Source organism: Reyranella sp., assembly GCF_050185545.1.
Taxonomy (GTDB): Bacteria; Pseudomonadota; Alphaproteobacteria; order Reyranellales; family Reyranellaceae; genus Reyranella.
Genome location: NZ_JBFWZI010000016.1, coordinates 2,652 through 27,762 on the forward strand (window position 1 = coordinate 2,652; position 25,111 = coordinate 27,762).

The 25,111-nt window shown below is 66.9% G+C and carries 24 protein-coding genes and 1 pseudogene; 7 read left to right on the forward strand and 18 right to left on the reverse strand.

What is annotated here, in order from left to right; all coding sequences use genetic code 11:
* Positions 1-190: hypothetical protein (locus AB7O82_RS06525; protein WP_428544261.1), on the forward strand; the 190-nt coding region annotated here is incomplete at its 5' end.
* Between the two features lie 60 nt (positions 191-250).
* Here AB7O82_RS06525 and AB7O82_RS06530 read toward each other — a convergent pair.
* From AB7O82_RS06530 to AB7O82_RS06590, 13 genes and pseudogenes are all read right to left on the reverse strand, one after another.
* Positions 251-631 (reverse strand): annotated as a pseudogene (locus AB7O82_RS06530) (LLM class flavin-dependent oxidoreductase); the annotation flags it as partial.
* A gap of 273 nt (positions 632-904) precedes the next feature.
* Positions 905-2,941 (reverse strand): DUF4139 domain-containing protein, encoded by a 2,037-nt coding sequence (locus AB7O82_RS06535; RefSeq protein ID WP_428618952.1) that lies wholly within the window; start codon positions 2,939-2,941, stop codon positions 905-907.
* A 94-nt stretch (positions 2,942-3,035) separates the two neighbouring features.
* Entirely contained in the window at positions 3,036-5,414 is a 2,379-nt protein-coding gene (locus AB7O82_RS06540; RefSeq protein ID WP_428544255.1) for a PAS domain S-box protein, read from the reverse strand.
* A 150-nt stretch (positions 5,415-5,564) separates the two neighbouring features.
* Positions 5,565-6,359, reverse strand: a complete 795-nt coding sequence (locus AB7O82_RS06545; protein ID WP_428544252.1) for an anti-sigma factor family protein — start codon at positions 6,357-6,359, stop codon at positions 5,565-5,567.
* Entirely contained in the window at positions 6,356-6,862 is a 507-nt protein-coding gene (locus AB7O82_RS06550; protein WP_428544249.1) for a sigma-70 family RNA polymerase sigma factor, read from the reverse strand. The genes AB7O82_RS06545 and AB7O82_RS06550 overlap by 4 nt, the downstream gene beginning before the upstream one ends.
* A 62-nt stretch (positions 6,863-6,924) precedes the next feature.
* Complete coding sequence (locus tag AB7O82_RS06555; RefSeq protein ID WP_428544246.1) at positions 6,925-7,311, reverse strand: COG4315 family predicted lipoprotein; 387 nt, start codon at positions 7,309-7,311, stop codon at positions 6,925-6,927.
* A 90-nt stretch (positions 7,312-7,401) separates the two neighbouring features.
* A complete protein-coding gene (locus AB7O82_RS06560; RefSeq protein WP_428544243.1) occupies positions 7,402-7,809 on the reverse strand; it encodes an iron-sulfur cluster assembly scaffold protein in 408 nt (135 codons plus the stop codon).
* Positions 7,806-9,026, reverse strand: a complete 1,221-nt coding sequence (locus AB7O82_RS06565; protein ID WP_428544240.1) for an aminotransferase class V-fold PLP-dependent enzyme — start codon at positions 9,024-9,026, stop codon at positions 7,806-7,808. The genes AB7O82_RS06560 and AB7O82_RS06565 overlap by 4 nt, the downstream gene beginning before the upstream one ends.
* Complete coding sequence (locus tag AB7O82_RS06570) at positions 9,023-10,675, reverse strand: NTP transferase domain-containing protein (protein ID WP_428544237.1); 1,653 nt, start codon at positions 10,673-10,675, stop codon at positions 9,023-9,025. Before AB7O82_RS06570 ends, AB7O82_RS06565 begins: the two co-directional genes overlap by 4 nt.
* Positions 10,672-11,400: an XdhC family protein gene (locus AB7O82_RS06575; protein ID WP_428544234.1), complete on the reverse strand. Its 729-nt coding sequence runs from the start codon at positions 11,398-11,400 to the stop codon at positions 10,672-10,674. The genes AB7O82_RS06570 and AB7O82_RS06575 overlap by 4 nt, the downstream gene beginning before the upstream one ends.
* A gap of 2 nt (positions 11,401-11,402) precedes the next feature.
* On the reverse strand, positions 11,403-11,723 hold the full coding sequence (locus AB7O82_RS06580) for an XdhC family protein (protein ID WP_428544231.1): 321 nt from the start codon (positions 11,721-11,723) through the stop codon (positions 11,403-11,405).
* 3 nt (positions 11,724-11,726) lie between these two features.
* Positions 11,727-12,977 (reverse strand): vWA domain-containing protein, encoded by a 1,251-nt coding sequence (locus tag AB7O82_RS06585; RefSeq protein ID WP_428544228.1) that lies wholly within the window; start codon positions 12,975-12,977, stop codon positions 11,727-11,729.
* 186 nt (positions 12,978-13,163) lie between these two features.
* Entirely contained in the window at positions 13,164-14,087 is a 924-nt protein-coding gene (locus tag AB7O82_RS06590; RefSeq protein ID WP_428544225.1) for an AAA family ATPase, read from the reverse strand.
* 114 nt (positions 14,088-14,201) lie between these two features.
* Between AB7O82_RS06590 and AB7O82_RS06595 the strand changes: the two genes are divergently transcribed.
* The 3 genes from AB7O82_RS06595 (at position 14,202) to AB7O82_RS06605 (ending at position 17,225) form a co-directional block, all read left to right on the forward strand.
* Positions 14,202-14,945: an SDR family NAD(P)-dependent oxidoreductase gene (locus AB7O82_RS06595; protein ID WP_428544222.1), complete on the forward strand. Its 744-nt coding sequence runs from the start codon at positions 14,202-14,204 to the stop codon at positions 14,943-14,945.
* A 237-nt stretch (positions 14,946-15,182) separates the two neighbouring features.
* A complete protein-coding gene (locus AB7O82_RS06600) occupies positions 15,183-16,589 on the forward strand; it encodes an amidase (protein WP_428618954.1) in 1,407 nt (468 codons plus the stop codon).
* Between the two features lie 6 nt (positions 16,590-16,595).
* Entirely contained in the window at positions 16,596-17,225 is a 630-nt protein-coding gene (locus AB7O82_RS06605; RefSeq protein ID WP_428544216.1) for a DsbA family protein, read from the forward strand.
* Between the two features lie 78 nt (positions 17,226-17,303).
* Here AB7O82_RS06605 and prpB read toward each other — a convergent pair whose 3' ends face one another.
* The 5 genes from prpB to AB7O82_RS06630 are packed head-to-tail and all read right to left on the reverse strand — an operon-like array spanning position 17,304 to position 21,130.
* On the reverse strand, positions 17,304-18,230 hold the full coding sequence (gene prpB, locus AB7O82_RS06610) for a methylisocitrate lyase (RefSeq protein ID WP_428618956.1): 927 nt from the start codon (positions 18,228-18,230) through the stop codon (positions 17,304-17,306).
* A gap of 16 nt (positions 18,231-18,246) precedes the next feature.
* Positions 18,247-19,086, reverse strand: a complete 840-nt coding sequence (locus AB7O82_RS06615) for a DMT family transporter (protein ID WP_428618957.1) — start codon at positions 19,084-19,086, stop codon at positions 18,247-18,249.
* 48 nt (positions 19,087-19,134) lie between these two features.
* A complete protein-coding gene (locus AB7O82_RS06620; protein ID WP_428544207.1) occupies positions 19,135-20,052 on the reverse strand; it encodes a hypothetical protein in 918 nt (305 codons plus the stop codon).
* A gap of 11 nt (positions 20,053-20,063) precedes the next feature.
* Positions 20,064-20,747 carry a DUF1007 family protein gene (locus AB7O82_RS06625; RefSeq protein ID WP_428544204.1) on the reverse strand — a complete coding sequence of 228 codons (684 nt, stop codon included), beginning with the start codon at positions 20,745-20,747 and terminating at the stop codon, positions 20,064-20,066.
* Positions 20,744-21,130: an acyl-CoA thioesterase gene (locus AB7O82_RS06630; RefSeq protein WP_428544201.1), complete on the reverse strand. Its 387-nt coding sequence runs from the start codon at positions 21,128-21,130 to the stop codon at positions 20,744-20,746. The genes AB7O82_RS06625 and AB7O82_RS06630 overlap by 4 nt, the downstream gene beginning before the upstream one ends.
* A gap of 109 nt (positions 21,131-21,239) precedes the next feature.
* Here AB7O82_RS06630 and parE point away from each other — a divergent pair, with 109 nt between their 5' ends.
* From parE to AB7O82_RS06645, 3 genes are all read left to right on the forward strand, one after another.
* A complete protein-coding gene (gene parE, locus AB7O82_RS06635; RefSeq protein WP_428544198.1) occupies positions 21,240-23,255 on the forward strand; it encodes a DNA topoisomerase IV subunit B in 2,016 nt (671 codons plus the stop codon).
* Positions 23,256-23,359: 104 nt separating this feature from the next.
* Positions 23,360-23,923, forward strand: coding sequence for a hypothetical protein (locus AB7O82_RS06640; RefSeq protein WP_428544195.1), 564 nt, complete (start codon positions 23,360-23,362; stop codon positions 23,921-23,923).
* A 41-nt stretch (positions 23,924-23,964) separates the two neighbouring features.
* Positions 23,965-25,008, forward strand: coding sequence for a quinone-dependent dihydroorotate dehydrogenase (locus tag AB7O82_RS06645; protein WP_428544192.1), 1,044 nt, complete (start codon positions 23,965-23,967; stop codon positions 25,006-25,008).
* The last annotated feature ends 103 nt before the right edge of the window (positions 25,009-25,111 follow it).

Below are 25,111 nucleotides of genomic sequence, written 5' to 3' on the forward strand. Positions count from 1 at the left end.
GAGCGGCTTGCCCGACATGCGACTGGCCGATCTCGCCGCACACGGCGAGCTGCTGCAGGCGGCACGTGACGACGCCAGGCTGGTCATCGACCGCGACCCCGACTTGGAGTCCCAGCGCGGCGCCGCTCTGCGCGCCCTCCTCTACCTCTTCCGCCGCGACGACGCGGTGCGGACACTGCGGGCGGGGTGAAGCGGAGGCGTCCTCGGTGACGAAGACGTTGCGCGCAACGGCCACCCGCATGGGATCGAACACATGGCCCGCCGCCTCGAGCTCATGCCGATACAGCGCGATGCGCTCCCCGATCTGCTGGGGCGACGCGAACTGGTCGAGCAGAAGATTGGAACCGCGCCGCGCGCAGGATGCGATCGAGCCTGCGCTGCCGGCGCCCTGCCAGAGCGGCGGATGCGGCCGCTGGTGCGACGGCGGCTCCACGACGATCTCGTCAAAGCGGAAGAAGCGTCCGCGGTGGGAGAAGGGCTCGTTCGAGCCCAGCGCACGCACCATGACGTCGAGCGCCTCCTCGTAGCGCGGCTCGGCCTCTTCGGGTGGCATGGCGAATCCGGCGAACTCGTTGTGCCGGTAGCCTTTGCCGACGCCGAGATCGAGCCGGCCGCGCGACAGGATGTCCAGAGCTCGGTGTCAAGAAATGCGGGTGGCCGACTCCCTTCGCTGGGACCGCCCGACTCCCGTGGCGCTGTCTCCTCCTCCCCAGCTTCGCTGGGGAGGTGTCGCCGTCTTCGGCGACGGAGGGGTCGTTGGCCATGGGCCCGCCGTCTCTCATGACTCATGACCCCTCCGTCCGCGAAAACGCGGACACCCAGCGAAGCTGGAGAGAAGAAGACAGCGTCACTGTAGGCGGAGGTTACTTCGCTTGAGGTGGCGCCGTCCCAGCGGATGACCTCGTTAGCCGAGCTGAGCTACGTACGTGCGCAGCGCATCGCGTGCCGCCTCGACGGCCTTGTTGGCCTCGGCGCGGCGCTTGGCGATCGCCTCGAGCTCGGTCTCCTGCTTGTCGAGCGTCGCGAGATAGCGGCGCTGCAGGTCGCTGTTCGCCGGCACGCGGGCAAGATTGTCCCGCAGCCGCGACTGTTCCTGCACGATCTGCTGGCGTTCCTGGTCGGCCTGCGTCACCCGGCGCTGGGCGTCGGCGACACCGGCCTGGAGCTGCAGCACGCGGCCCAGCGCCTCGCGCGTCTTGGCATCGAGCTCGCGCGCGTCGACATAGACCCGGATCTGATCGGCCGACGCGTCGACCAGGCGCAGCTCCTGGCGCTGGGTCTGCTCCTGCACGACCTCGAAGACCTGGGTCTGCTCGCCGCCCGGCAACTGGAACGGGATGCGATAGTTGCCTTCGCTCAGCTCCACGCCCTTCGCCTCCGGCTTGACCAGGGTCCAGCCCGGCAGGCGGCGCTGCACGACGATCAGCTGGCGCGGCTCCTTGGCCGGACCCTTGACGCGGTAGGTCATGGTCTGGCGGGCCACGCGCGAGATCTGAAGGGCGCCCTTGACGATCGTCCCGGTCGCCAGCCGGTCGGTCTGCGCAGCCTCGCGTTCGATGACGATCTTCTCGTCGAGCGCGTAGGCCAGCAGGCGGGTCTCGCCGATCGGGAATGCCGACAGCCGGGCGTCGCCGACATAGGCCACCGCCCCCGCCTTGTCGCGCTCGTAGAGTGTGATCACGCCAGGCGGCAGGCCAGTGTCGCCGTCATTGGTCAGCCGGATCGCGGCCAGCGGATTGCGCCCCGCCGTCTCGGCTTGATAGAGCGCCAGCCGCATCGCCGGCACCTGGCGATCGATGATCGGGATCGAGAGCGTGCGCCCGTTGTCGACGGTGACCGGGCGCGGAAACTTGAACACGACCTGGGTCGCTGCGTCGGTCGCCTCCACTTGGTCGGCGGCGGCTGCCATCTCGGCCGGCGGCGCACGGCCACCAGCTGCAGACTCGGCCTGGTAGCGGCGGGTTTGCGCCGGCGCGGCGGCCGGGGCCGGCGGAGGTGGCGGCGGTACGTCCTTGGCACGCTGCCGGGCCGCGTCGACGCCACCGCGATCGACACCGGGCATCAGCCTGCCGGCGACCTCGATCGGCACCTCGGGCCGGGCCACGTAGTAGGCATTGTAGAGGGCCTGGCGGAACGCCACCGGACGGCCCGACACCAGGGTGAGCTCGACATTCTTCCAGTCCTGGCCACTCATGTTCTCGACCGTGGCCCAGCCCTGCAGGCCCGAGCGCGGCGCCGTCGGATCAGCAGCAAGGGTCAGCCGATACGATGCCTTCCACACTGGCACCTCGACGATGTAGGCGACGCGCACCGTTCGCCGCCCCTCGCCGCGCATCGCGAGGTCGAGCGTGCGCGCCTCCTTGGCCCGATTGGTCTGGATGGCGAGCAACGCCTGGCCAACCTTGTCGCGCAGGCTCGCGTCGGCGAACTGCAGGTTCTCGGCGTCCTCGAGAATGAACTGCTGCAAGCCGCGATCGGTCAGCAGGGTCACGCGGGTGCGGGTAGTCGTGCCCTTGCCGTCGCCGAGTGCAACGGTCTCCTCCTGCACCGAGACGATCCGGCCAGTCATCGTCCGCCCGCCGCCCACGGTGACCTGGGCACCCTTGAGGGTCGACAGCAGCTCTGCGGGCGAGCCGAGCGAATCCTGATCGAACGGCAGGTCCTTGAACGCCTGCGCCAACGGCTCCCGCCCCGGCAGGCTCAGTCCACCGACGCCGCCCTTGTCGTCATAGACGACCAGGCTTTTCAGCACGTCGTCGACCTGCTGCAATCCGACCGTCAGCTTGAGCGTGGCGTCGCCCTCGACAGTGGCCTCGTACTCAAAATACCCCAGCCCGCCGGACGACAGCATGACGCGCTTCAGCGCAAGCTCCTGGGCGGCGGCCAGAGCGGGAAACGCAAGCAGGCCCACGAGGGCCATGACGGACAGAAGATGGTGCATGAGCTCTCCCGCGCGATGCTCGACTACCGTGAGCGTCGAGTGTGACACCACCGGGGCGAGAGCGCGACGAAACTAAGCGTGCTGATGCGTCGCCCTATCTCGCCTTCTCGATCGCCCGTCTAATGACGCGGGCCAGGTCCTCCTTGCGGAAGGGTTTCGTCAGGATGTCGAAGTCGGCCACGCGCTCCGGGGTGTTGGCATCGGGGTCGCCGGCATATCCCGTGGTCAGCAGGACGCCGAGAGTCGTCCAGCGTTGGCGAACGATCCGGCCGAGCGCCGGGCCGTCGATCCTGCCCGGCATGACCATGTCGCTCATCACGAGATCGAACCTGCCGGCGCTCTCCTCGAGCAGCTTCAAGGCGGCATCACCGCTGACCGCTTCGGTCACGCGATAGCCCAGCGACTTCAGCGTTTCGGCGACGGTTTCCCTCACGGCATCATTGTCGTCGACCAGGATGACGCTTTCGGTGCCGCGCGGGTATTTCGATACGGCAGGCTTCACCAGGATCGCCGATTGGACGACGGAGCGCGGCAGGAAGAGCCGCACCGTCGTGCCCTTGCCCACGATGCTGGCGAGTCGGATCGCTCCGCCCGATTGATGCACGAAGCCATGGACCATGCTGAGGCCGAGACCGCTGCCCCGACCGGCGCCCTTGGTCGAGAAGAAAGGATCGAAGGCCTTGGCCAGCGTCGCGGCGTCCATGCCGCCCCCGCAATCCCTGACCTCGACCAGAACGTGATCTCCGGCCGGAGCGTCTACCATGTCCCCAGGTGCGTTGAGCACCTCGATCGTAACCGTGCCGCCCGACGGCATGGCATCGCGCGCATTGTTGGCAAGGTTGATCATGGTGCTGTCGAGCTGCGCGCCATCGATCTTGACCGGCCACAGATTGGGAGCCACTCGCAGTTCCAGCGCGATGCGCTCGCCGACCGTGCGCCGGAGCAGCCGCACGACGTCGCCGATGCGCTCGCCGATGTCGAGCACCTTGGGATCGAGCGGTTGACGGCGCGAAAAGGCGAGCAGGCTGCGTGTCAGCTCGGCGCCGCGTTGCGCCCCGGAGATCGCGGCCTCGACCAGCTTGGTCGCTTCCGCATCGCCCTGTCCACGCTCGGCCAGCATGTCGAGGTTGCCCAGGATCACGGCCAGGTAGTTGTTGAAATCGTGCGCCAAGCCGCCCGTCAACTGGCCGATCGCCTCCATGCGCTGGGCCTGATGAAGCTGCTGCTCGACCATCTTGCGGTCATCGATATCGAGCACGACACCTTCGAGCGCCAGGACCTCGCCGCTCTCCGAGCGGATCGCCCTGGCGCGATCCAGAACCCACCGCCATTTGCCGTCGGCCCGACGCACCCGGTACTCCGCCTCGAAGGAATCGCCGAGATCGAGATCGGCCTTCACCTTGGCTCGAACCGCCGCGTGCTCGTCGGGGTGAATCAGCATCTGCGCCTGTATGCGGCCACTCATGAGGTCTTCCGGGGCAACGCCGATCAGCCCACGGCTGCCTTCGCTGGCGAACTCCACTGTCCAGAGAGCGCCTTCCTTGATGGTGCGATAGACCATCCCCGGAACGTTCGACATCAGGGTGCGCTGAAAGCGGTCGCTCTCGGCAAGCTCTACCGTCCGCTCGGAGATGCGTCTTTCGAGCGTTTCGTTGAGGTCGGCGAGGGCCTGCGCCGCCTCCTGCCGCTCCCGTTCGCTGCGCTTGCGCTCGGTGACGTCGAGATATATCGACACGGAGCCGCCTTCCGGCAGGCGGCCGCGGTGCATCTCGAAGGCAAGGCCGTTCGGCCGGACATGCTCGGCGAAATCCATCTCGCCGGCCAGCAGTCTCGCCGCCACCTGGTCGGCCAGCGCCTCCGGATCGACACCTGGGCCGTACTCGCCGGCACTAGCGCGAGCGGCAATGATCTCGTGTGCCGTCACGCCGAAACGGACAATGGACGGGTCCACTCCGACGATCTCGATCCAGCGCTCGTTCCAGGCGATCAGCTCGGATTTTCTGTTGTAGACGGCGATTCCGGCCGGAACGTTTGCAAAGATGACTTGCAGCAGGTCCGATTGACGCTGGAGCTCGGCCTGGCGCTGCTCGAGCGCCTCCCGTGCCTCCACCAGCGCCGTGATGTCGCGGCCAACGCCGCGATAGCCATCGAAGGCGCCGGTGGTGCTGTCGAACTTCGGATTCCCGCTGATCTCGCACCAGCGCGCAGGACCATCGCCGTAGGAGACGACATAGGGCAGGTTGCGAAACGATTCGCGCGCACGCACCTTAGCGTCGATGCATTCGAGCCGGGCGAGGTTGTCGGGGTCCTTCCGGACGAAGTCGCTGCGGACACGCCCAAGGAAGCCAACCAGGTCGAGGCCCTGCTGCGTCTCGGCAGTCGAAAAGTAGGTGAAGCGACCTGCGCTGTCGGTCTCCCAGAACCAGTCGGCGCCCATGAGCGCAAACTCCTGGAAGCGCTGTTCGTTGAGCATCGACATACCCCCACAGCGAGACTGGTCGAGCGCTGTCCTGGATGCACTCCCCTGCATCACCCCGCGATCGGGCGCCCCCGTCATGCCTTGGGGTCATCATAGCCCAGTTCCGATTTTCTGTCGTCCCGGGAAGAAGCTACGAAGCAGGCCTCAAGTTTTGCCAGTGAACTGGTGATAAACCGCTTCTGCGATCGGCAGCAGATCGGCCCGGCTTTCCATGCCTGTCACCGCAAATCCGAATCCTTGATCGATCCAAGCAAAGGTCGCGGTATCTCCTTCCTGCTGGAAGCGGAAGGCGGTCTCCGTTCCCGAAGCCGCGCGAACGTAAATGGTAAGTCGCCGACCGCTGGCGTCGTCGTACATCAATTGCGCAGCAGCGCCACTCTCGGCAGGCAGCAATCGCCCTCCCATCAGCCTATAGCCAAACTGTGACAGGTTCGGCGCCGCCAAAGGTCGACCGAGCCTCTTCGAAAGCCACTGCAGCAGGTGAGCTTCCTGCAATGCGGTCACTTCGACGGGATGGGCGACCTCGACAACGAAGGTGCGATAAGCGGCAGTCGCACCGTCGGTGATGCCCATGGTCCCGGGGATTTGGATGTCGGCGGGCTTGGCCGGCAGCAGTGCGCTGGCGAACCAACCACTGCCCGCACCGACGATGAAGATCATCAACCCTGCTGCGATGACCCGGGCACCTCGCACCCTCTGCGCTCGTCGTCGCGCCTGCACACTGGCGATTCGGAGTCTGGCGGGAACAGGTTCGGCGAACTTGCCGTCCAAACTGGCGCGAAGCAATGCAACATGGCGCCGCTCACCTGCGATCTGCTCGCGAACCTCGGGACGATCCGCAAGATACGATTCCACGGCTTCCCGACGTGTTTCGGGGAGGCGTCCATCCACATATGCCTGCAAGTCATCATCGCCAATGGGAGGTCCCGGCGAGGTCATTTCACTCTCCGAAGCAATGTCGCACGACCTGTCTCCAGAATCGATCGAAGCTTTTGCCGCGCGCGCGACAGCCTGGACATTACTGTCCCCAGCGGAATACCCAGTACGCGCGATGCCTCATCATATGAAAGATCCTCGACTCCGATCAGCAACAGAAGGGACTTCTGCTCTTCGGGAAGCTGATCGAGTGCCCCGAGGACGTCGTGGACCTCGAGCCCGACTTCCTGTCGGGCAGTCAACGCGGGTGATGCGATGCTGTCCAGACTGACATGCGGCCCGCGGCGTTGCCGTTGTCGGTAAGCGTTGATGAAAAGGTTGCGCTGAATGGTAAACAGCCAGGCCCGAACATCGGCGTCCGGTCGGCGCAGCGCCCAGCGCGACAAAGCCCGCTCGAGCGTGTCCTGCACCAGGTCGTCTGCGGCGTCATGGTCGCGCACGAGCGCGTAAGCATAACGTCGCAACGCAGGAATCAAAGGCTCCAGCTGGGATGTCGGATCGGCCATGTGGCCCTACTCTATCAGCGGCTGCCGGCCCCGAGGGCCGGCACCGCCGGGCCGGACGTTTATCAGGGCTTGGCGATGTGCCAGGCGCCGTTCAGGAATCCGTCGCCTGTAGTATCGCCCGGCTTGGTGTCCTTGATCCAAGCGTACACCGGCTTTCCTTTGTAGGCCCACTGCTTCATGCCATCGTCGCGGGTGATGAACGTCCAGTCGCCCGCGGGCTTGGCACCATCCCCGACGATTGCCGGCGGCCAATTGGTGGCGCACTGGCCGTTGCACATCGACTTGCCAGCCGTGTCCTTGTCGAAGGTGTACAAAGTCATACCCTTGGCCGTGACGAACATGCCGCCTTTGGCCGATGGGGGGACGGCACTCGCGGGTTCAGCCGCGAGAGCGCCTGGGGCCGCAAAGGCTGCGAGCAGAGCAGCGCCACAGAGTATTGATTTGAGCATCTTGGTCTCTCCTGTCTGAACGTGGTCAGCAGCGAAGAGACGTTTGGCAAGGGGCCGCTATTCCAGGTTCATGGAAATAAAAACCACGCCCTAGGTGAGTGCCTCGCCAAGAGCTTCGAACGGCAGCAGGACGCATTCCTGACGGGATTTGTGCGTTTTCACCGGAGCGAAGGCGGCAAAGGGTTCGGCTGCCTCTCCAGACTCGCGCCCGATGGCGCGTTCGGCATCGTGGCGGAGGGCGGCGATGCCGGCCTTGTCGCGGCCCACGGCAACCGAGGCCAGGGCGGAGGCCGAGGCCTGGCACAACAGGCAGCCACGGACCTGGTGAGCAATCTCGGCAATGCGGCCGTCGTCGCCCAGCCGGACGTCGATGGTGACGCGATCGCCGCACAGCGGGTTGTCGCGGCGCGCCGACCTGGCGGGCGGCGCGAGCTTGCCCGCTCCCGTCCTGGCCTTGGCCAGGGCGACGATGCGGTCCTGATAAAGCTGGTCGTTCATCGAAGGGTACGGGCAGCGTGCTTCACACCGGTGAGCAGCGCGTCGATATCGGTGTTGTCGTTGTAGGGCGCCATCGAGACGCGGGTCGTGCCGTCGAGGTCGAAGCGATCCATCAGCGGCTGGGCGCAGTGGTGGCCCGCCCTCACGGCGACGCCGAACGAGTCGAGCGTCTGGGCGACATCGTGCGGGTGCACGCCGTCGAGCATGAATGACACGACCGGGTAGCGGCTCTGCAGGCTGGCCGGCCCGAGAATGTGCGTGCCGTCGATCTCCTGCAGGCCGTCCAACAGGCGCTGCACCAGCGCCATTTCGTGGGCATGGGCTCCGGGCCAGTCGAGCCTCCGCATCCAGGCGCAGGCAGCCCCCAGGCCGATCGCCGGCCCGATTGGCGGCGTGCCGGCTTCGAAGCGCCGCGGCGGCGGCGCCCACGTGGTCTCGGCGAAGGTGACCCGGCCGATCATCGAGCCGCCGCCATGGAATGGCGGCATGGCGTCCAGAAGCTCGGGTCGCGCCCACAGCACGCCAATACCGTTCGGCCCGTAGGCCTTGTGGCCGGCGAAGACGTAGAAATCGATGCCCAGGCCCGGAACGTCTACCGGGCCATGCGGCGCGTACTGCGCGCCGTCGAGCATCACCCGCGCGCCGACCGTCTTGGCCGCGGCAACGACCGCGCGCACGTCGAGCAGCGCGCCCGTGACATTGGAGACATGGGCCAGGGAGATCAGCCTGGTACGCGACGTCAGCAGGCGCGGCAGGATCTCGAGATCGATGCGCCCATCCAGGGTCACCGGGATCACGTCGATCTCGATGCCGCTGCGGGCGCGCAGGAGCTGCCAAGGCACGATGTTGGAATGGTGCTCGAGCTCGGAGAGGATTATGCGATCACCGGGCTTCAGCAGCGAACCGTAGGAATGGGAGACCAGGTTGATCGCCGCCGTGCAGCCGCCGGTGAACACCACCTCCATCGGCGCAACTCCGAGGAACGCGGCGACCTCGGCGCGCGCATTCTCGTAGGCCTCGGTCGCACGCTCGGCGAGCCGGTGCACGCCGCGCAGCACGTTGGCGCGTCCGGTGGTTTCGTAGGTGCGTACCGCGTCGAGCACGGCGTCCGGCGTCTGCGCCGAGGCGCCATTGTCGAGATAGTGGACGGGTTGCCCGCCAATGATCGCCGACAGGATGGGAAACTGCCGGCGAATGCCGGCGACGTCGAACTTCATGGCGTGCTCCGCGCGCGCCAGGCGGCGAGCGCCTCTGGTGTATCGATGTCGGTGACTGCCGCTTCGCCCGTCATCTCGACCTCGCACACGAGGTCCGCATGCTCTCCGATCAGGTGCTTGGCGCCGCTGTCGCCGGACAGCCTGGCGATCTCCGGGAAGAAGCGGCGAGCCCATAGCACCGGATTGCCGCGCTTGCCGCCGACGGTCGGTACGCAGATAGAGCGCCCCTCGACCGGGCTGAACGCCGCCATCAGGCGGTCGAGCAGGGGTGCGCCGACCCCCGGCATGTCGCCGAGTTGCACCACGGCGGCATCGATCGTCGCACCGAGAGCAGCGATGCCAGTGCGCACGGAAGTGCTGAGCCCGTCGGCGAAATCGGGATTGACCACGAAACGCAGGCGAGCGCCGGCGGGAATGGCCTGCTCGATGGTGGCGCGCACCTCCCCTGCCATGTGCCCCAGCACGACCACGACCTCGACGGCCTGCGATGCGAGCGCCGCCTTCACCGCATGCACGACCAGAGGCTCTCCATGGGCCTCGACCAGCATCTTGTTCGGCCCGCCCATGCGCGTCGAGCGGCCGGCGGCCAGCACGAGAACGGCAACCCGCGGCGCCTGTTGCGGCCCCTCGCCTTCCGCCTCGCTGTCATCGCGCGGCTGCGGACGGCTCGCGATCTCGGCCAGCAGGCCACCCGCCCCCATACGCACGATCTCGGCCCGTCCGACCGGCAGTCCTGCCGCCAGCCGCTCCAGCACCATGTCGAAGCCGTTGTACTTCGGCGACTTGGCGCAGCCCGGCAGGCCGAGCACCGGCTTGCCGTCGAGCCTGGCCGTGAGCAGCAGGTTGCCCGGATCGACCGGCATGCCGAAATGGATGACCTCGCCGCCCGCTTCCTCGATGCCGGCCGGGACGACGTCGTGGCGGTCCACGATCGCCGACGCGCCGGCGATCAGAAAGATATCGCAGCCTTCGCCCTTCAATTCCTTGAGGGCGCCCGCAATTGCCTCTGCCTCGTGCGCCACGCGGCGCTCACCGACCAGGCTGCTGCCGAGCGAGGTGAGACGCTTGGTCGTCGTGCCCACGGCCTTGTCGAGCACCTTGTCCCGCGTCCCGGGCAAGCGGGTCTGGACCAGGCCGGCCCGCATCGCCTTGAACGGTGCGACCGAGACCAGCGGCTGGTTGGCTTCCTTGGCGACCTCGAGGGCGCGCTGCACGGCCGTACGCGGCGCGGCATAGGGAATGATCTTGACGGTCGCCACCATCTGACGAGGCTCCACCCGCGCGAACGGAGGCAGCGTGGCGACGGTGACGGACTCGTCGAGCTCGTTCAGAGCATCGATGCGCGCATGGTCGACCACGGCCAGCCCCGCGTCGCGGGCAAAATGGTTGCAGCGGCCGGTGAACGGCGCTGTGACCTCGATACCCTCGCCGGCCAAGGCGCGGGCCAGGGTGGCCGCCGCCTCGTCCTCATGCACATCCTCGGCATCTAGGCGGGCGGCAATGACGCTTTCAGCGCCGGCCGCCTTGAGCTTGGCGACGTCGTCACCAGACAGCACGCGACCCTTGGCGAAGTTGACGCCGTTGGCGCGCCAGCTGTGCGCGAGGATGGCGCCGGTCGCCTCGTCGATCGGGGTTTCGCCGAATCTCACGCTGCTACCACCTTCGGACCGGCCAGCTCCTCGAGACGGCGCGCCCGCACCTCGACGATCTGGCCCATGATGGATACCGCGATCTCGGCCGGCGACTTGGCACCGATATTCAGCCCGACCGGACCATGGATGCGCGCGAACTGCTCGTCGGTGATGCCGGCCTCGGAGAGGCGCTCCTTGCGCTTGGCGTGGGTGCGCCGGCTGCCCAGCGCGCCGACATAGAACACGTCGGACTTCAGCGCCGCCTCGAGCGCCGGATCGTCGAGCTTGGGATCGTGCGTCAGCGTCACCACGGCCGTCGAGGCGTCGAGGCCCATCTTCTCGAAGGCGTCGTCTGCCCATTCCTGCATCACCTTCACGCCGGGGAAGCGGCTGTCGGTTGCGAAGGCGCGGCGCGGATCGACCACGGTCACGTCGAAATCGAGCAGCGACGCCATCGGCGCCAGCGACTGCGCGATGTGCACCGCGCCGACGATGATGAGACGCGGCGGCGGGACGTAGACATTGAGGAAGATGCGCTGGCCGCCCACCTCGATCGTCTCGCTGCGGCCGATGCCGAGCGCGCGCCGGGCTGCGGCGACTACGGCCGGGTCGGTCGCGAGCGCGCCTTCGGCACGGTCGGTGTAGATCAGCGCTTCGGCGGCATCGCTCAGCCGGGTGGCGAGTGCCACTGCCTGACGCTGCGTCCGGGCATTCTGCAGGGCAGCCAGGGTTTCGCTTTTCATCGTCAGTTCACCTTCTCGACGAAGACCTGGACCTTTCCGCCGCAGGCCAGGCCGACATCCCAGGCCTGCTCGTCCGTGACGCCAAAATCGAGCAGCCGCGGCTGGCCGTCGGCGATCGAGGCCAAAGCCTCCTTGACCACCGCACCCTCGATGCAGCCGCCCGATACCGAGCCGACCATGGCGCCCGTGTCGTCGACGCCGAGCTGGCTGCCGACGGGACGCGGCGAGGAGCCCCAGGTGGTGATCACCGTGGCAATCGCGACGCCCTTGCCGCTCGCCTTCCACTTGCCGACCTGGTCCAGGACATCGAGTGCGTCGCTCATGGTCTAGTTCCTCTCCTTGCGCAGTTCCGTCTGCCAGCCCGCCAGCCGCCTGTCGCCGGCCGTCGGTGCGGTGCCCAGGGCCGCGATCAGTCCCGCAAGACTATCGAGATTGTGCACCGGGCGGAATTCATCAACGTGAGGCAGCATCGCCTTGTTGCCCTGAGACTTGGGCTCGTAGGCGCCATACCGCAAGAGCGGGTTCAGCCAGATCAGGCGTGAGCAGGATTTGTGCAGCCGTTCCATTTCCTCGGCCAGGCCGGCCGCACCCTCGCGGTCGAGCCCGTCGGTGATCAGGAGGACCACGGCACCCTGCCCCAGCACGCGGCGAGACCACTTGTTGTTGAACTCGTGCAGGGTCTGGCCGATGCGCGTCCCGCCGGACCAGTCCTCGACCTGGGTCGAGGCCTTCTGCAAGGCGACATCGACATCCTTGCTGCGCAGGGCCCGGCTGACGTTGCTGAGTCGCGTGCTGAAGGTGAAGCAGTAGACGCGGTCGCGGTCGTTGGTGATGGCGTGCATGAAATGCAGGAACATGCGCGTGTAGCGGGCCATCGAGCCGGAAATGTCGCACAGGATGACGAGCGGCGGTGGCCGCCGGCGCGGCTCGCGCTTGCGAAGCTCGGTCAGGCCTTCCGGCCGCAACGCGCGGCGCAGCGAGGCACGAAAATCCACGCGCGGGCCGCGCCGCGCCGGCTGGTAGCGCCGCGTCCGGCGCTCCGGCACGGGCAGGCGCAGGCGGGAGATGGCGCGCAACGCCTCGTCGATCTCGGCCTGCGACATCTGCTCGAAGTCGCGGTGCTGCAGCACCTCGCGATCGGAGACCGTGAACGTCGCCTCGATCTCCACCTCAGGCGGCTCGTTGTCGTCCTTGGGCGCTTCGCCGCGGCCGGGTTGCAAGGCTTCCTGCAGGCGGCGGCTGAGCTGCTTGCCCTTCTCCTGCTGCCCCGGCACCTCGACGTGCGGCAGCAGCATCTCCATCATCTTCTCGAGCAGGCGCGGATTGCGCCAGTAGACATGGAAGGCCTGGTCGAAGATCTCGCGCTGGTCCCGCCGGTTTACGAACACCGAATGCAGCGTCCAGTAGAAGTCATCACGCTTGCGCAGGCCCGCCGCTTCCACCGCCTCGATGGCGCGCAGCACCTGGCCCGGGCCGACGCGCAGGCCGGCCGTGCGCAACGTGCGCGCGAAGTGCACGATGTTGGTGGCGAGCCGGCCGGCCGGCTCGGGCGGTTCGGATTGTGTGACGACGTTCATGGTCGTCCGGATCGCGGGCGTCCGGACCGCCCGGCGCATTCATATGCGCCGATCATGAGCATGAGCGGGCGGGACGCCCGCGGTCCGGAAGACGCCCGCGGTCCGGAAGACGCCCGAGGTCCAGAAGATGCCCGCGGTCCAGAAGACGCCCGTAGTCCGCGAGAGGCAGAGACTCTCTTCACCGCCTCACCCCAGCGGCTCGGCGGCGATATCGGACTTCACCTTGCGCAGGATCTCGGCCGCCTCCGTTCCCTGCAGGCGCTGGATGTCGTCCTGGTACTTGAGCAGGATGCCCAGCGTGTCGTTGATGGTGCGCGGGTCGAGGTCGAGCTTGTTCAGCTCCGACAGGGCGGTTGCCCAGTCAATCGATTCGGCGACGCCCGGCGACTTGAAGAGGTCGAGCTTGCGCAGCTCCTGGACGAAGCCCACGACCTGGCGCGACAGGCGTGCGCCGGCGCCGGGCGCCTTGACCTCGAGGATCTGCAGCTCGCGCTTGAGGTCCGGATAGTCGACCCAGTGATAGAAGCAGCGCCGCTTCAGCGCGTCGTGGATCTCGCGCGTCCGGTTCGACGTGATGATGACGATCGGAGTCTGCGCCGCCTTGATCGTGCCGAGTTCGGGAATGGTGACCTGGAAGTCGGACAGCAGCTCGAGCAGGTAGGCCTCGAACGGCTCGTCGGTGCGATCGAGCTCGTCGATCAGCAGAATCGGCGCACCTTCGGTGTGGGGTTGCAGCGCCTCGAGCAGAGGTCGGCGAATCAGGAATCTTTCATCGAAGATGTCGGCGGCAAGCTGGCCGCGATCATGCACGCCCTGCGCCTCGGCAAGGCGAATCTCGATCATCTGGCGGGCGTAGTTCCATTCGTAAACCGCCGAGGCGACGTCGAGGCCCTCGTAGCACTGCAGGCGGATCAGCGGCCGGCCGAGCGTCGCGGCCAGGACCTTGGCGATCTCGGTCTTGCCGACGCCGGCTTCGCCTTCGCAAAACAGCGGGCGGCCGAGCTTGAGGGCGAGATAGAGCACGGTCGCGAGGCTGCGGTCGGCGATGTAGTTGCCGCCCTTCAGGAGGTCGAGGGTGGCGTCGATGGAGGCCGGCGTGGCGGAGGACATGAAACTCCCGGGATGCATGCGGCGCCCGACGGCGCCGGGACGCAGTGTAGCCGATGGGTGGGCGTGCCGATATGGTAGGAATTGGTAGCGAATTCAAGGATTTGGGAGGCAGCCATGCACGGCGAGATGTTCAAGGGCCGGACCGCCATCGTAACCGGCGGCGCGCGCGGAATAGGCCTTGCCTGCGCCGCCAGGATTACCGCTGGCGGCGGCCGCGTCGCCCTGTGGGACCGCGACATGACACGTGCCCGCCAATCGGCCGCCTCGCTGCCCGGCGCGCTCGCCGTCGAGGTCGACGTGACCGACGAAGGATCGATCAACGACGCCCTGGGCGAGACGGAAGCGCAGATCGCCCCGCCCGACATCCTGGTGGCGAGCGCCGGCATCACCGGCCCCAACACCACGGTCGTCGCCTACCCGGTCGATGCGTGGAAGCAGGTGATCGACATCAACCTTACCGGCGTCTTCCTCTGCAACCGCGCGGTGGCCGGCGGCATGGCGGCGCGCGGGCGCGGTCGCATCGTCAACATCGCCTCGGTCGCCGGCAAGGAAGGCAATCCGAATGCGTCCGCCTACTCGGCGTCGAAGGCCGGCGTGATCGGCCTCACCAAGTCGCTCGGCAAGGAGCTTGCCACCACCGGTGTGCTGGTGAATTGCGTGGCCCCTGCGGTGGTGAAGACCGAGCTGTTCAGCCAGATGACCGAGCAGCACATCCAGTACATGCTCGCCAAGATCCCGATGAACCGTTTCGGCGAAGTGGACGAGGTCGCCGAAATGGTCGCCTGGCTCGCGTCGGACCTCTGCACCTTCTCCACCGGCGCCACCTTCGACCTGTCAGGAGGGCGGGCGACGTATTAGCTTTAGTCTTCCTCCCCCATCAGGCTCAGAGCTATCGCACATGGAAAAGAATTCCGTCCTCCCGACAGGAGCCGAGCGTAGCGAGGCGTAGTGGAGGGACCTTTCTTTTTGCGGTGTCAGCAAGAAGGGTCCCTCGACTGCGCCACCCTTCGGGCGGCTCCGCTCGGGATGACGGCATTTTTTCAGTATGCGATAGCCCTGCCCGTAAGACAGGGCAAATGAGAAGGACCCCCCACCATGAACCTGCATGATCTCACCCTGGCCGAACTCGGCGCCGGGCTCGCCGCCAAGCGCTTCTCGTCGCGCGAAATCGTCGACGGGCTGCTGGCGCGCATCGAGAAGGCCGACGGCAAGCTGCATGCCTTCACCGAGCTCTACGCCAGTGAAGCCCGCGCGCTCGCCGATGCGGCCGATGCCGCGCGCGCCTCGGGCTTTCCACTCGGGCCCCTGCACGGCCTGCCGGTCGTCTACAAGGACCTGTGCGACATCGCCGGCAGGGTCGGCACAGGCGGCTCCAAGATGTTCGAGAAGCGCGTGGCGAGCGAGACCTCGAACACCGTCGAACGGCTGACCGCCGCCGGCATGGTGCCGCTCGGCAAGCTGCATATGGTCGAGTTCGCTTTCGGCGGCTGGGGCACCAACCCGCTGATGGGCGCGCCGTGGAATCCCTGGGACCTCGCCACGCATCGCGTGCCGGGCGGTTCCTCCAGCGGCACCGGCGTGGCCGTCGCCGCACGCCTGGCACCGGCCGGGATCGGCAGCGACACCGGCGGCTCGGTGCGCATTCCGTCGGCCTTCAACGGGCTCGTCGGCCTCAAGGTCACGTTCGGCCGCATCGGCCTCCATGGCACCATCCTGCTGAGCTGGACATTCGATTCGATCGGCCCGATGGCGCGCTCGGTCGAGGACTGCGCCCTGATGCTGAACGCCCTCGCCGCGCCCGATGCGCGCGACCCGACGACGCTAGGTCAGCCGCTCGAGGATTTCACCCTTGCCGCTCGACCGGGCTCGATCGAAGGCATGCGCGTGGTCATGCCCGATACCGCACAGCTTCCGAACTTCATGCACCCGGACGTGGTCAAGGCCTGGCAGGCGGCAGGGCTCACCTTCGAGAGCCTGGGCGCCACGGTCGAAGCGGTACGTGTGCCCGACTGGTTCTTCGACCTGTCGCGCCCGGCCGGCACGCTGATCGCCTCCGAGGCCTACTCGCTGCACCGCGACTACATCGAGGATGCCAGCAAGCCGATCGGCCCCGCCGTGCGCAGCCGCACGCTCGCCGCCAAGGGACTGCCGACCGCGGCCTATGCCGAGGAACTGCGCGCCGTTGCCGACCGCCGCCGCGCCTTCGCCGGCTGGATGGCGCCCTACGATGCCCTGCTGCTGCCGACCGTCGCCGTTCCCGCGATCCCCCTGGCCGAGGTCGACGAGACGTCCCCCATCCCGGGCTATCTCACCCGACCCGCCAACTACCTCGGCCTGTGCGGCCTCGCGATGCCCTCTGGCAATTCCGGCGGCTTGCCGCTCGGCATCCAGATCGTCGGCAAGCCATTCGCCGAAAGCACGATCCTGCGCCTCGGCAAGGCCTTCCAGGACACCACCGACCATCACCGACGCGCGCCGGACCTCACGGGTTTGGGATTGTAGAGACCTATGGACGCAATGCCGCTTCGAAAGCTCGAGCTCTACATCGACTACAAGAGCCCATATGCCTATCTCGCCAAGGGTCTCGCCTATCAGCTGGAGCGCGACACCGGGACCGAGATAGACTGGTTGCCGTACGTACTCGACATCCCCGCCTACCTGGGCAGCGCGAGGGTCGATTCCGAAGGCCGTGTACTGGAGCAGGACCGCAATGCCCACCAGTGGCGTCGGGTCAGATACAGCTACATGGATGTGCGCCGCGAGGCCAACCGGCTTGGGCTGACGATCCTGGGCACGCGAAAAATTTGGGCCTCTTCGCTTGCCGGCATCGGACTGCTCTACGCGAAACGGAGCGGCGTGTTCCGGGCCTACAACGACGAGGTGTTCGAGCGGTTCTGGAAGCGCGATCTGGACATCGAGAATCCCGAGGCTCTGAAAGACATTCTCGGCCGTGCGGGAGCCGATGCCGATGGATTCGACGCCTTTCGGACGGGCGACGGAGAACGCGAATTGAGAGCGGTTCAGGAGCGGGCCGAGGCGAACGGTGTGTTCGGCGTGCCGAGCTTTCTCTTCCCCGACGGTGATCTCTATTGGGGACGCGAACACCTGCCGCGTATCATCGAGCGACTGTCTACTTAGACTTTTCGCAGAGTCGGAACGCCGATGCACTGCCTACCTTTGAGAAATCCGGGTTAGCGCCGCGCCGGGGCGCAGGCGCTACTGCCGGCGCTGTGGCATGCCCTGCGGGACGACGGTCTCGATGATCGAGGAATCGAGCGCCTCGAATTCGTGATAGCCGATCGTCTGGTAGAGCTCGGCGCGGGTCTGCATGCGGTCGAGCATGTTCTGGGTACCGCCGTCGCGCCGGATCGCCGCGTAGAGGTCGGACTGCGCCTTGTTGGCAACCCGGAGCGAGGAGACTGGCCAGATCACCATCCTGTAGCCCATCACCTCGAACTCGCTTGCGGTGAAGAACGGCGTGCGGCCGAACTCGGTCATGTTGGCGAGCAACGGCACGCCCGGCATCGCACGGGCGAAAGCTCGGAACATCTCGGCGTCGTGCAACGCCTCGGGAAAGATCGCGTCGGCGCCGGCGGCAATGTACTGGCGCGCCCGCGCCACCGCGCCATCTAGGCCTTCGCTGGCCGCCGCGTCGGTGCGGGCGATGATGAACAGATGCCGCCGGGCCTTCGCCGCCGCCGCCACCTTGGCCGCCATGTCGTGCGGCGAGGCGAGCTTCTTGTCGTTCAGATGGCCGCACTTCTTGGGCAGGATCTGATCCTCGATATGCACCGCGGCAGCGCCGGCATCCTCGAATGCGCGCACCATATGCATCACGTTCAGCGCCTCGCCGTAGCCGGTGTCGCCATCGACCAGCAGCGGCAGGCCGCTGGCACGGCTGATCTGGCGGACGAAGAACGAGACGTCGTCCACCGTGATGACGCCGAGATCGGGCAGGCCCATCGAGGCCGACATGGCTGCCCCCGACAGGTAGAGCGCATCGAAGCCGGCGGCGCGCGCCTGCAGCGCCGCCATACCGTTGTGGACGCCGGGAAGCTGCAGGATGCCGGGCCGGGCCAGCATTTCGCGAAAGCGCCGGCCCGCGGGGGCGCACGGCAGGTCGGCGGCGACGAGATAGGGCATCCTCTCCTCCTTGGCCTCAGTTCTTGCGAGACGGCAGCCCAACCATGAGGCCGGCGCCGACGATGAGGCTCGAGCCCAGCCAGACGTACAGGTCGGGGACCTCGGAAAACATCAGGTAGCCCACGATCACAGAGCCGATCATCTGCGTATAGTTGAATGGCGCAAGGAAGTTCGCCGACGCATAGGTCATCGCCTGGGCGATGCAGTAGTGACCAAGCCCGCCCAAGGCGCCCAGCGAGCAGAGCAATGCCCAGTCGGTCCAGTTGGCCGGCGTCTTCCACACGAACGGCACCACGATCGACATCAGCACAGTCCCCAGCAGTACGCTGTAGAAGATAGACGTCGCCGGATGGTCCGTGCCGGCGACCCGCCGAATGATGATCTGGTACATGGCATAGCAGAGCGCGCTGCCGACCAGCAGCACCGAGGCCCACTCAAACACGGCGCTGCCCGGCCGGATCACCACCAGCACGCCGGCGAAGCCCAGCAGCACCGCGCCGAGGCGCACCGGCGTGATGCGTTCGCCGAGCAGCGGCCAGGCGAGGAACACGACCACGAGCGGCGCCACGAAGCTGACGGCGATCGCCTCGGCGACCGGGATGTCCTTGACGGCAAAGAAGAAGCAGAGCGTCGACAGCAGCATCATGACCGAGCTCGCTGCTTGCAGGTCGATGCGCCGCGTGCGGAAGAGTCCGAGGCCCAGCCGCGGCACGAACACCAGCGGCACCAACACGAGATGCATGGCGATGCGGAACCAAACGATCTGCGCCGGATCGTAAGTCGCGGCCAGCAGCTTCACGAAGCCGTTCATGATCGGGAACAGGGCACAGGCCGCGCACATCAGCAGCAGGCCCATGACCGGTCGCGACGCCCGCGCGGGCGCCTGGGAAGCCGCCATCGCCGTTCAGCGCAGGAAGCGTTCGAGGGAACCCAGCAGCAGGGTGCCGGCGGTGGCGATCACGATGAGCGAGGCGGCAATCGCGGTGTAGCGGCCGATCTCGCGCGCGCTGCCCTCGCCGATGATCAACCGGTGCGCCAGCATCGAGGCCATGCCGATACCAGCCAGGGTGATCGCCATGCCAAGCGCGATGGCGAGAACCCCGACCACACCGGCCCAGATGACGCCCAGCGCGACCGAAAGCAGGACAACCACCAGGGCGCCGGCACAGGGCGCGATGCCGGCCGCGGTCAGCAGCAGCCAGCCGGCGATCGTGCGCTGGCGTTGCCCATTGCCGCCATGATGGTGGTGATGATCGTGACCGTGGTCATGGCCATAGTGGTCATGATCATGGTCGCCGTGGCCATGCTCGTGGAAGCGTCCCGTGATGCCGGCCCACAGGCGCCAGATGCCGATCGCCAGGATCAGCGTATAGGAGACGATCTCGACATTGCGCACCTCGCGCAGCGCCCCGAACAGGCCCACGACAGAAAAGACCTTCAGTGCAGTGGCGAGCAGCAAGGCGGCGAGCGTGTGGGTGAACGCAATCCAGGCGCCGGCCAGGACGCCCTCGATCCAGGCACGCGGCCGGCTGCTGTCGAGGAAGTAGGCGACGACCACGGCCTTGCCGTGGCCCGGCCCCAGCGTGTGCACCACGCCATAGCCGAAGCAGACGACGACCAGGGTCCACAGGGCGGCCGAGCCGGAGCCCGACTGGACATCGCGCAGCGCCGTCGACAGTGTCCGCTGGATGCGCTGCTGGTAGTCAGCCGAAAAACGCGCCAGTTCAGCCACGCCGTCGCTGAAGATCAACGCGCCCACCAGAGCGACGACCAGCAGGATTCCGATCCACAGGAACGGCGAGCGCAGCGCGATCGATTTCACGGTGGTCGCCCTCATGGCAAACGACAGGTCACGCTATCGGCAAAGACCGGGTAGCCGCGCACGAACTCGGCCTTGTACGACGGATGCTTGGCCAGCGTGCAGCCGGCCGGCAGCGAGGTCTTGTCGACCTCGATGCGCATGAAATCGTCGGGGTCGTAGGTGGTGATCGACACGGTTTTGGACGGCTCCGGCAAAGCGAATCGCATGATGTAGACGAGATTGCGCGGCCCCCTCTTCTGCGGCGGCGGCGGTTCATTGGCGCGCTTGTTGGGCGGCATTGCCATGCCGCTATCGCCGGCCGAGCGATCCCAGTCGGGCAAGGTGAAGCTCGCCGGATCGTCGACGCGGGCGGAGAATTGCGGCAGCTTGGCCGGCCGGAAATCCTTACCGCCGGTGCTGAGCCAGGTGAGGTAGCCGATCTTGGCCAACTCGGGCAGCATCTCGCCACCCAGCACCTTGACTTCGCGGGTCGAGAACTTGCCGTCCTTATCCTCGTCGATCAGCGGGATCTCGATCTCGCTGGAGAACGGATCGAAGCGCCATTCGATCTCGACATGGGTGTACTTGCCGTCCTTGGCGACGACTCGCACCAGTTGCTGCAGCCAGAGATGCGGATGGGCGTGTGCGACGCCGGCGGCCAGCCAGGCGATGACGAGGCTCACCACCGCGAGGGCGCGCCACATGCTAGGCCTCATGTCGCCATCCCGGCCGGGACGGGCCGCGGCCGCCCCTCCTCGTCGATGGCGACGAACACGAAGGTGCCGTGGGTGACCTGGATGTCGGTCGCCTCGTGCCGGCGCTGCACCATGGTCTCGAGGTCGATGGTGATCGATGTGCGGCCCACCTTCTTCACCTCACCGTAAATCGACACCATGTCGCCGACCTTGATCGGCTGGACGAAGGTCATGGCGGCGATCGCCACCGTGGCCACCCTGCCCTTTGCGACCCTGGCCGCCAGCGCACCACCCGCGACGTCCATCTGCGACAGCACCCAGCCGCCGAAAATATCGCCATTGCCGTTCATGTCGCCAGGCTGCGGCACCGTCCTGATGATCGGGTCGCGGCTCCTCTCGGCCATCAAACCTTCCCCGGATATGGTTGATTTTCTGCGATTTTCCTACCATATCGATCCTTGACCGGCCATCAAGCGATCCCCTCGCGCGGCCGCGGAAAGACAAGAAGCATCCATGGCGAAAGAACGCGATCTGTTCGATCGGGCTGGCGGCAAGCGCGCAACGGGCAAGGACAACTCCTACACGGCGCGCGACATCGAGGTTCTGGAAGGCCTGGAACCCGTCCGCAAGCGCCCCGGCATGTATATCGGCGGCACCGACGAACGGGCCATGCATCATCTCGTCGCCGAGGTGCTCGACAATTCCATGGACGAGGCAGTGGCCGGCCACGCCGACACGATCCATGTCGAGCTGCTCGAGGGCAACCGGGTGCTGGTGCGCGACAATGGCCGCGGCATGCCGATCGATCCGCATCCCAAGTTCAAGACCAAGTCGGCGCTCGAGGTCATCCTCACGATGCTGCACTCGGGCGGCAAGTTCAACAACAAGCTCTATGCCACGTCGGGCGGCCTGCACGGCGTCGGCGTGTCGGTGGTCAATGCGCTGTCCGACGAGCTGGTTGTCGAAGTTGCACGCGACCGGCAGGCGTGGGTGCAGACCTACTCGCGCGGCAACCCCGTGACCAAGCTCAAGTCGGCCGGCGCCGCGCCCAACCGGCGCGGCACGACAGTGACGTTCCGTCCCGATCCGGAGATCTTCGGCAAGCAGACCTTCTCGGCCGAGCGCCTCTATCGCATGGCACGCTCCAAGGCGTACCTGTTCCGCGGCGTCGAGATCCGCTGGCGCTGCGACAAATCGGTGCTGCCCAAGGGCGGCGGCGTGCCGGAGGAGGAATCGTTCCACTTCCCCGGCGGCCTGAAGGATTACCTGATGTCGGAGGTCGGCGAGCGGCCGACCGTGGTGCCGCAGCCGTTCGCCGGTGAAGCCAGGAGCGAGACCAACGGAACAGCGGGCGGACGCGTCGAATGGGCGGTGTGGTGGCCGACCGACGAGGAAGGCTTCATCCGCTCCTACTGCAACACCGTACCGACGGCTGAAGGCGGCACGCACGAATCCGGCTTCCGCAGCGCCCTGGTGCGCGGCCTCAAGCGCTACGCCGAGCTGACCGGCAACCGCAAGGGCTCGATCGTCACCGCCGACGACGTGCTCGACGGCGCGGCCGGCCTGGTCTCGGTGTTCATCGAGCAGCCGCAGTTCCAGGGTCAGACCAAGGAGAAGCTGGTCAGCGTCGAGGCGACCAAGCTGGTCGAGACGATTGTCGGCGACAATTTCGAGCACTGGCTGACCGGCGACAAGGAAGCCGGCAACGTGCTGCTCGAGCACGTCATCGGCAAGGCCGAGGAGCGTCTGCGCCGCAAGCAGGACCGCGAGCAACAGCGCAAGTCGGCGACGCGCAAGCTCCGCCTGCCAGGCAAGCTCGCCGACTGCAGCAACACCGCGGCCGAGGGGACGGAGATCTTCCTGGTCGAGGGTGATTCGGCGGGCGGCTCGGCCAAGGCCGCGCGCAACCGCGAGACCCAGGCCATCCTGCCGCTGCGCGGCAAGATCCTGAACGTGGCCAGCGCCAGCGCCGAGCGCCTACGCGAGAATCAGGAGATCCAGGATCTCATCCAGGCGCTGGGCTGCGGCACCGGCGCCCACTACAACGACGAGCGCCTGCGCTATGAGCGCGTCATCATCATGACCGACGCCGACGTCGACGGCGCGCACATCGCCTCGCTCCTGATGACGTTCTTCTATCGCGAGATGCCGAAGCTGATCGAGAACGGCCACCTGTTTCTCGCCCAGCCGCCGCTGTTCCGCCTGAGTCGCGGCGACCGCATCGAGTATGCACGCGACGAGCAGCACAAGGACGAGCTGATCCGCGACGTATTCGGCGGCGCCAAGGTCGAGATCACCCGCTTCAAGGGTCTGGGCGAGATGCAGTCCGTCCATCTGCGCGAGACCACCATGGATATCACGCGGCGCACCCTGCTCAAGGTCGACGTGCCGACGGCCTCCGATGTCGAAGCGCGGACCGACGCCATGAAGACGCGATCGCTGGTCGAGGACCTGATGGGGCGCAAGCCGGAGAAGCGCTACGCCTTCATCCAGGAAAACGCCAGGTTCGCACGCGATCTCGATGTCTGAGGCTTTTTTACGTCCGCCCCCAAGGACCACACGCAATCTTGTGACGTGAATTGAAGGCCGTCCCCGCCTATCATGGCTACCGGCTACAAGAGAGGACGTCCGCAATGCGTCTCAAGAACAAGCTTGCCGCAGTCTTGCTCGGCCTGATGGCAATCCCCGCGACGGCGGCGGCGGCCGTCATCGGCGGAGTGTACTATGCACCGCAATACGACTATCGCGAGTTTTTCGCGGCAACCGACGGCCGCAATTTCCAGGTCATATTGGCCGGCACCCCCTTCCCCGGCGCTGATCCCAACACGGTGGCGCGCGACCTGTTGCCCATGATGCAGGCTGCCAAGCCGCGGCCTGCTCTCACTTTTACCTATGACGCGCCGCTCGAACGGCCGCGCCCGGACTACCGGCTGGTGCTGGTCTTCGACCCCGCGCTCGACCTGAACGCCGACACGGTGTGCAGGGGCGAGACCCGCTTCCGGCCGGGAAGCCCGGGCGTCTTCTATCTCTTTGCCGTCTATTGCCGAAACGACATGTCGATGTCGCAGACCACGGCGTGGACGCCGGCCAGCAGCCCGAACGACCCGCGGATCGGGGAGCTGTTCCGCGAGCTGTTCATGGTCGTGTTCAGCGATTCGCCGGCGCTGCGCCCACAGCTGGGCAAGGATCGGCGCTGAGCGACGAACGCTCCACAGGCTGGGTCTGGTAACCAGACGGCATGGCCGTCTGGTACACCCTTGCCAACCTCTACCTCTCGCGTGTCGACCCCGAGAGGGCCCATGCCCTCGCCCTGAAGGCACTGGCGAAAGGATGGCTTCCGGCTGACCCGAAGCCCGACCCGCCGTCCCTCGAGACTCATATCTGGGGAAAAACGCTTCCCAATCCGATCGGCTTGGCCGCCGGCTTCGACAAGAACGGCGAGGTCCCCGACGCCCTTCTCGGTCTGGGCTTCGGCCTGGTCGAGATCGGCAGCGTGACGCCGCAGCCCCAACCCGGCAACGATCAGCCGCGCCTGTTCCGCCTGCCCGCCGATCGCGGCGTCATCAACCGAATGGGGTTTCCCGGCCAGGGACTCATGACGGTGCGCGGACGCCTGGTCGGCCGCAAGCGCAGGGGCTTTGTCGGCATCAATGTCGGCGCCAACAAGAACAGCCAGGATCGGGTGCAGGATTACGTCGCTTGCGCCGCGGTCATGGTGCCTCATGCCGACTATCTCGTGTGCAACGTCTCCTCGCCCAATACACCGGGCTTGCGCGACCTGCAGGGGCGCGCCGCCCTCGCCGAGCTCCTGAGGCGGGTCCGCGAGGTCATCGGCGTCAAGGCCCCGCCGCTCCTGGTCAAGATCTCTCCCGATGCCACGGAGGATGAACTCGACGACATCGTCGCGGTGTGCCGTGATCAGCGCATCGACGGCATCATCGTGGGCAACACGACGCTGTCGCGGCCGCCGTCGCTGCGCAGTGCCCATCGCGGGGAGGCCGGCGGGCTGTCCGGGGCTCCCCTCATGGCGCTGTCCACCGAAGTGCTGCGCCGCACCGCCCGCCGGGTCGAGCGCCAGTTCCCGCTGATCGGCTGCGGCGGCGTGGGCTCGGGCGCCGACGCCTACGCCAAGATCCGCGCCGGCGCCAGCCTGGTGCAGCTCTACTCCGCCCTGGTGTTCGAAGGCCCGACACTGGTCCGCCGCATCAAGCGCGAGCTTGCCGCCCTGCTCGCCCGCGACGGCTTCGCCTCGGTCAAGGACGCGGTCGGCGCGGATTTGTAGTCGCTGGGAGCGCGCCACTTTGTGGCGCTCATGCCGACCGCGGGCGTCTCGCCCGCTCATGATTCATGAGCATGAGCGGGCGACACGCCCGCGGTCCAGAAGA

What these genes read in the sequence shown, in the direction of transcription:
- AB7O82_RS06535 (WP_428618952.1), bottom strand. Translation starts at nt 2,941, where the DNA reads ATGCACCATCTTCTGTCCGTCATGGCCCTCGTGGGCCTGCTTGCGTTT.
- AB7O82_RS06540 (WP_428544255.1), bottom strand. Translation starts at nt 5,414, where the DNA reads ATGCTCAACGAACAGCGCTTCCAGGAGTTTGCGCTCATGGGCGCCGAC.
- AB7O82_RS06545 (WP_428544252.1), bottom strand. Translation starts at nt 6,359, where the DNA reads ATGACCTCGCCGGGACCTCCCATTGGCGATGATGACTTGCAGGCATAT.
- AB7O82_RS06550 (WP_428544249.1), bottom strand. Translation starts at nt 6,862, where the DNA reads ATGGCCGATCCGACATCCCAGCTGGAGCCTTTGATTCCTGCGTTGCGA.
- AB7O82_RS06555 (WP_428544246.1), bottom strand. Translation starts at nt 7,311, where the DNA reads ATGCTCAAATCAATACTCTGTGGCGCTGCTCTGCTCGCAGCCTTTGCG.
- AB7O82_RS06560 (WP_428544243.1), bottom strand. Translation starts at nt 7,809, where the DNA reads ATGAACGACCAGCTTTATCAGGACCGCATCGTCGCCCTGGCCAAGGCC.
- AB7O82_RS06565 (WP_428544240.1), bottom strand. Translation starts at nt 9,026, where the DNA reads ATGAAGTTCGACGTCGCCGGCATTCGCCGGCAGTTTCCCATCCTGTCG.
- AB7O82_RS06575 (WP_428544234.1), bottom strand. Translation starts at nt 11,400, where the DNA reads ATGAAAAGCGAAACCCTGGCTGCCCTGCAGAATGCCCGGACGCAGCGT.
- AB7O82_RS06580 (WP_428544231.1), bottom strand. Translation starts at nt 11,723, where the DNA reads ATGAGCGACGCACTCGATGTCCTGGACCAGGTCGGCAAGTGGAAGGCG.
- AB7O82_RS06585 (WP_428544228.1), bottom strand. Translation starts at nt 12,977, where the DNA reads ATGAACGTCGTCACACAATCCGAACCGCCCGAGCCGGCCGGCCGGCTC.
- AB7O82_RS06590 (WP_428544225.1), bottom strand. Translation starts at nt 14,087, where the DNA reads ATGTCCTCCGCCACGCCGGCCTCCATCGACGCCACCCTCGACCTCCTG.
- AB7O82_RS06595 (WP_428544222.1), top strand. Translation starts at nt 14,202, where the DNA reads ATGCACGGCGAGATGTTCAAGGGCCGGACCGCCATCGTAACCGGCGGC.
- AB7O82_RS06600 (WP_428618954.1), top strand. Translation starts at nt 15,183, where the DNA reads ATGAACCTGCATGATCTCACCCTGGCCGAACTCGGCGCCGGGCTCGCC.
- AB7O82_RS06605 (WP_428544216.1), top strand. Translation starts at nt 16,596, where the DNA reads ATGGACGCAATGCCGCTTCGAAAGCTCGAGCTCTACATCGACTACAAG.
- prpB (WP_428618956.1), bottom strand. Translation starts at nt 18,230, where the DNA reads ATGCCCTATCTCGTCGCCGCCGACCTGCCGTGCGCCCCCGCGGGCCGG.
- AB7O82_RS06615 (WP_428618957.1), bottom strand. Translation starts at nt 19,086, where the DNA reads ATGGGCCTGCTGCTGATGTGCGCGGCCTGTGCCCTGTTCCCGATCATG.
- AB7O82_RS06625 (WP_428544204.1), bottom strand. Translation starts at nt 20,747, where the DNA reads ATGAGGCCTAGCATGTGGCGCGCCCTCGCGGTGGTGAGCCTCGTCATC.
- AB7O82_RS06630 (WP_428544201.1), bottom strand. Translation starts at nt 21,130, where the DNA reads ATGGCCGAGAGGAGCCGCGACCCGATCATCAGGACGGTGCCGCAGCCT.
- parE (WP_428544198.1), top strand. Translation starts at nt 21,240, where the DNA reads ATGGCGAAAGAACGCGATCTGTTCGATCGGGCTGGCGGCAAGCGCGCA.
- AB7O82_RS06640 (WP_428544195.1), top strand. Translation starts at nt 23,360, where the DNA reads ATGCGTCTCAAGAACAAGCTTGCCGCAGTCTTGCTCGGCCTGATGGCA.
- AB7O82_RS06645 (WP_428544192.1), top strand. Translation starts at nt 23,965, where the DNA reads ATGGCCGTCTGGTACACCCTTGCCAACCTCTACCTCTCGCGTGTCGAC.